Annotated in this window: 7 protein-coding genes; 5 read left to right on the top strand and 2 right to left on the bottom strand. The window is 40.0% G+C overall.

Annotated features, from left to right (window positions below):
* A partial coding sequence (locus ACE01T_RS16945; RefSeq protein WP_395519743.1) for an aldehyde dehydrogenase family protein occupies positions 1-369 on the top strand: 369 nt, incomplete at its 5' end.
* A gap of 104 nt (positions 370-473) precedes the next feature.
* Positions 474-1601 (top strand): alkene reductase, encoded by a 1128-nt coding sequence (locus ACE01T_RS16940; RefSeq protein WP_062034280.1) that lies wholly within the window; start codon positions 474-476, stop codon positions 1599-1601.
* 83 nt (positions 1602-1684) lie between these two features.
* On the opposite strand, the gene ACE01T_RS16935 is transcribed toward ACE01T_RS16940, so the two are convergent.
* Together ACE01T_RS16935 and ACE01T_RS16930 are read right to left on the bottom strand one after the other, a co-directional pair.
* Entirely contained in the window at positions 1685-1915 is a 231-nt protein-coding gene (locus tag ACE01T_RS16935) for a hypothetical protein (RefSeq protein WP_029574618.1), read from the bottom strand.
* Positions 1916-2028: 113 nt separating this feature from the next.
* Complete coding sequence (locus tag ACE01T_RS16930; protein ID WP_010116202.1) at positions 2029-2637, bottom strand: TetR/AcrR family transcriptional regulator; 609 nt, start codon at positions 2635-2637, stop codon at positions 2029-2031.
* Between the two features lie 143 nt (positions 2638-2780).
* On the opposite strand from ACE01T_RS16930, the gene ACE01T_RS16925 reads away from it, so the two are divergent.
* The 3 genes from ACE01T_RS16925 (at position 2781) to ACE01T_RS16915 (ending at position 5167) form a co-directional block, all read left to right on the top strand.
* The gene (locus ACE01T_RS16925; protein ID WP_010116201.1) at positions 2781-3800 is read left to right on the top strand and encodes an NADP-dependent oxidoreductase; all 1020 of its coding nucleotides are present in this window, start codon (positions 2781-2783) and stop codon (positions 3798-3800) included.
* A gap of 16 nt (positions 3801-3816) precedes the next feature.
* Positions 3817-4449 carry a glutathione S-transferase family protein gene (locus ACE01T_RS16920; RefSeq protein ID WP_010116200.1) on the top strand — a complete coding sequence of 211 codons (633 nt, stop codon included), beginning with the start codon at positions 3817-3819 and terminating at the stop codon, positions 4447-4449.
* Positions 4450-4738: 289 nt separating this feature from the next.
* Complete coding sequence (locus tag ACE01T_RS16915; RefSeq protein WP_062034276.1) at positions 4739-5167, top strand: organic hydroperoxide resistance protein; 429 nt, start codon at positions 4739-4741, stop codon at positions 5165-5167.
* Positions 5168-5172: the final 5 nt, after the last annotated feature.

The raw sequence follows: 5172 nt of genomic DNA, 5'->3' as shown, positions 1-5172 counted from the left end.
GCTTTTGTGCAACCAACTATCCTGACTAATCTAACCCCTGAAAATCCAGCGTATTATTGGGAGTTTTTTGGTCCTGTTTCAATGATTTTACGTGCTAAAGATGAACCAGATGCAATTGATATAGCTAATGATTCGCCTTTTGGTCTGGGTGGGTCGGTCTTTACAGAAGATACAAAACATGGTGCTGAAGTAGCTAAGCGTATTTCGAGTGGAATGGTATTCGTTAATCGACCTGCTTTTTCCAATGCAAATCTTCCCTTTGGAGGAATCAAACGTTCTGGTTATGGGCGTGAACTTATCGGTCTTGGTATCAAAGAATTTATTAATCATAAACTGATTTATGTTACTGATAGTAAAACCAAAGCCTAGCCTCTAATACCCTTTTACCCCTTTATTTTTTCTGTTGCAGGAAGGAGGGGTATTTTTTTTAAAATTTAGATCAATTATGGTCATGATCACTTGGAAACAATGAAATGAAAGCCAGCAAATTTTTTCAAAACCTGAGCTTAGGCCCGTATGTTTTGCAAAACCGTATTGTATTGCCACCATTAACGCGGTCGCGCAGTACTCAGCCAGGGAATATTCCAAATGAGTTGATGGCGACCTATTATCAACAGCGTACCGGGGCTGGATTTATGGTCACCGAAGGTACGCAAATCGAGCCACGTGGTCAAGGCTATGCTTGGACTCCTGGTATTTACAGCCCTGAACAGATTACTGGATGGCGTAAAGTGACCGAAGCAGTGCATGCCAAAGGAGGCATTATTTTTGCGCAACTTTGGCATGTTGGGCGTGTTTCACATACATCTTTGCAACCCAATCATGCAGCACCGGTCGCACCCTCGGCTATTGCGGCTGATAGCAATGTTAAAGTCTTTATTGAGACGGGGCCCAATGCAGGGACCTTAGCTGATCCCTCCATGCCACGTGCTTTAAGCAATGCAGAAGTTAAAGAGTTAGTACAACTCTATGCTCAAGCTGCACGCAATGCCTTGGCTGCCGGTTTTGATGGGGTTGAAATTCATTGTGCAAATGGTTATTTGGTGAATCAATTTATCTCTGCACATAGTAACCACCGTGAAGATGAATATGGTGGATCACTAAACAACCGTTTGCGTTTTTTACGTGAAGTGGTACAGGCGGTTGCCGAGGTGGTTGGTGCAGATCGTTTAGGAGTGCGTTTTGCCCCGCTATTTGAAAGTACAGAGGAAGATCGTGTTTACATGGGGTTGGTTGAAGAAGATCCACATGCGACTTATATTGAGGCCATAAAGATACTTGAAGAAGTTGGGATTGCCTATTTATCGATTGCAGAAGCTGATTGGGACAATGCACCAGAACTTCCTCATGATTTTCGTCGAGATGTCAGAGACACTTTCAGTGGTCGCATTATTTATGCAGGTCGATATACGGCAGAAAGAGGGACTCGAATTTTAGAGGCAGGACTGGCCGATTTAATTGCATTTGGACGGCCATTTATTGCGAATCCAGATTTACCCAATCGTCTCGCCCATGGCTGGCCATTGAATGCAGTAGATGCAAGCAGTATGTATGGTGGGACGGAAAAAGGCTATATTGATTACCCAGCTTACGCAGATTAATATTGACTAAGTGAGTTATTTTGCCAACCTTTGTGGTTGGCAAAATAAGGACTTAGGATTGCTGTTGCTAGCACAATTTCTTCTTAAAACAAATTCTTAAGATTTTTTAGCTGTGTAATGAGCCAACCCGCCAGTGGAAAGGAAATGAGTTGCGTCACGGGCACTAATACTATGACTTCAATGAACACCATCATCGGGAAACTTTGATGCTGAGTAATTGGCTTTAATAAAGTCAGTACCAGTAATAGTGTGGGATATAAGCCTAAATATCCGACTAAAATACGAGTCAGGAGGGCTTTAGAAGGAGAATTCATTGTGCGCTATACTCATTGATACTAAGTTGATGTAATAGCAGCACATTAATAAGTAATCATTTGGCTGCTATCACAACTTTTTACTTATCTAATTGATATTGAATATAATCTTTTTAAGACTCTGCACTTTTTAATAGAAACTCAGTCGCTCTCAGGGCTTGATGTAATGGTGTTTTATCTTTTTGCAACTTACTCAGTAATGCTGCACCCAACCACATTTGGTAAATCACTTGTGCCAACGTAGAGGCATCAGTGTCTGCTTGGATAGACTGATCTTGTTTTCCCAAAACAATTAACCCAGCAATCCGTTGGATTACATCATCGACACCAGCGGACATAATGGAGCGCATATCTTCAGATAGGTCGGCAACTTCTGCGGCAAGTTTCACAATTAAACAGCTATCTGCCCAACCACACTGCGTTTCAGGATCTTCAATCCATAATTTAAAATACCCGATCAGCTTTTGATAAGCGGATTGATCACTACTCCATACTTCATTTAAACGGACTTGGTAATTATCTACATAATACTGTACCAATTCACAGCCGAAAGACTCCTTGGATTGGAAGTAATGATAAAATGAGCCTTTAGGGATCTCGCAGCTTTGTAAAATTTCTTGTAATCCTACACCGGTAAAACCTTTATGCAAAATTAGGTCTGAACTGGTGTTAAGAATGTGTAAGCGCTTAGCTTCAGACTTCTTAATAGGGGTAAGCTTCATATTAATTGTGTACTCTATTGTAAAAAATAGACCAGTCGTATTGCTTTTCATTATAACTCATCTACAATGGATGTAAAGACGTTTTAATCGACAGTTTTGATTATCAATAGAAATACTTCTATATAAAACATGGAGTTATACAGGTGAGCACAATTAATAACCAACGCATCGTTTTAGCTAAACGGCCAGTCGGTGAGCCAAAACACAGCGATTTTCGAATTGAGCAAGTTGAGCTTTCTCAACTTAAACAAGGCGAAATGTTGTTAAAAACCATTTACTTGTCACTCGACCCTTATATGCGTGGTCGCATGAGTGATGCTCCTTCATATGCAGCACCGGTTGAAATTGGCGAAGTGATGGTCGGTGGAACAGTCAGTCAAGTGGTGGCCTCTAAAAACCCAAAATTCAAAGAAGGCGAGTGGGTTCTTTCCGGAAATGGCTGGCAGGGCTACGCAATTTCTAATGGGACTGCATGTCAAAGCTTAGGTATGCAACCTGAACATCCATCTTGGGCATTGGGTATTTTGGGAATGCCAGGATTTACTGCTTATATGGGGCTGTTGGACATTGGTCAGCCTAAAGCCGGTGAAACTTTAGTCGTTGCAGCTGCAACGGGACCTGTTGGTGCTACGGTTGGACAGATTGGCAAAATTAAAGGTTGTCGCGTGGTTGGCGTCGCAGGTGGGCCTGAAAAATGTCGTTATGCAGTAGAAGAACTCGGCTTCGATGCTTGTATCAATCATCATGATGAAAATTTTGCAGAACAATTACAACAAGCAGTTCCCAACGGTATTGATATTTATTATGAGAATGTAGGGGGTAAAGTGTTTGATGCGGTATGGCCATTGCTTAACTCTACGGCACGTGTACCGGTGTGTGGTGTGGTTTCCCAGTATAACGCTACCGAGCAAGCACAAGGGCCAGACCGTTTACCGGGCTTTATTTCCACCCTTTTAAGAAAGCGTATTCGCATGCAAGGCTTTATTATTTTTGATGATTATGGCAGTCAGTATCCAGAATTCAATCAGCAAATGTCCGAATGGTTGAAAGACGGAAAAATCAAATATAAAGAGCATATGGTGCAAGGTTTAGATAACACGATCAATGCTTTCAATGGTATGTTAAAAGGCGAAAACTTTGGCAAAGTGGTTGTAAAAATTTAAAAAAATAGGAATTATCATGATTACACTACATCATTTAGATCAATCACGTTCTTTTCGCATTTTGTGGTTACTTGAAGAAATCAAGCAGCCTTATGAGTTGAAACGCTATTATCGTGACTCAAGCACGCATTTGGCACCTGAATCTTTAAAAATCATCCATCCGTTAGGGAAATCTCCAGTATTGGAATGGGATGGCAAAGTTATTGCAGAGTCAGGCGCAATCGTTGAGTTATTAATTCAGAAACTTGCGCCGCATTTAGGACCAGATATGGATGAACCTACCTATGTCGATTATCTACAGTGGATTCATTTCTCAGAAAGCTCTGCCATGCTGCCATTTTTATTAAAAACGTTTAATGCGATAGAAACCAAGCAGGGCACGAAGTTGGTATTTCTAGAAAATTATACTCAAGTTGAGTTCGATAAAGTATTTGGCCATTTAAATGAATATTTAAAAGATAAAGAATTTCTAGTGGCAGACCGTTTAACCGGTGCTGACTTTATGATGGGCTTTGGGCTACATGCTTTAGTTTATCATATGGGACAAGGTGGAAATTATCCCCATATCCAACGTTATGTAGCAGGTTTAAGCCAACTACCTAGCTGGCAAGCCGCAGTACAAATTGAACAAGATGGTGTGAAAAGCTAAAATAGCAAGATTGATTTTTTCTCAAGGAGATTGAGAAAAAAGATGATGATTTTCTAGCCTTAAAATAAGCTGACACTTATTTTAAGTAAACGCCTAATGAGTTTCATTGGGCGTTTTCTATTTTAAAGATAGATAAGGATTCGGAATCTTTATCCTAATATCTATATAGAAGATAGTCCAATTAATAGAAAGAAATAGTGAACAAATATTTGATCTAATTTAAATTGTGTACAATTATATTTTGTACAAATTAAATTAAATTAAATTAAATTAAGTTAAGGTAACACACATGAGTAATCTCTATTCAACTCAAGTTAAAGCAGTTGGTGGGCGTTCGGGAACTATTCGTAGCGAAGATGGTATTCTAGAGTTGAAATTGGCTTTACCAAAAGAATTAGGTGGTAAAGGTGATGCAACGAATCCTGAGCAATTATTTGCAGCTGGCTATGCTGCATGCTTTGGAAATGCAGTGATCCATGTAACTCGTAGCAATAAAGAATATAAAATCCGTGATAACGATGTAGAAGTCCTGAGCACTGTTGGAATGGTTGCTAATGGCAATGGTGGATTTGCCTTGACAGTACACTTAGATGTCACGATTTCAGGTATTTCACAAGCTGACGCAGAGAAAATAGTGGAACAAACACATCAAGTATGTCCTTATTCAAATGCTATTCGAGGTAATATACAGGTGTCTACCACTGTCTATACCAAATAAAAAGT

Source organism: Acinetobacter uliginosus (genome assembly GCF_044130295.1).
Classification (GTDB): Bacteria; Pseudomonadota; Gammaproteobacteria; order Pseudomonadales; family Moraxellaceae; genus Acinetobacter.
The sequence above is the reverse complement of the archived record's forward strand: the minus strand, read 5'-3'. Positions and strand labels throughout refer to the sequence as shown.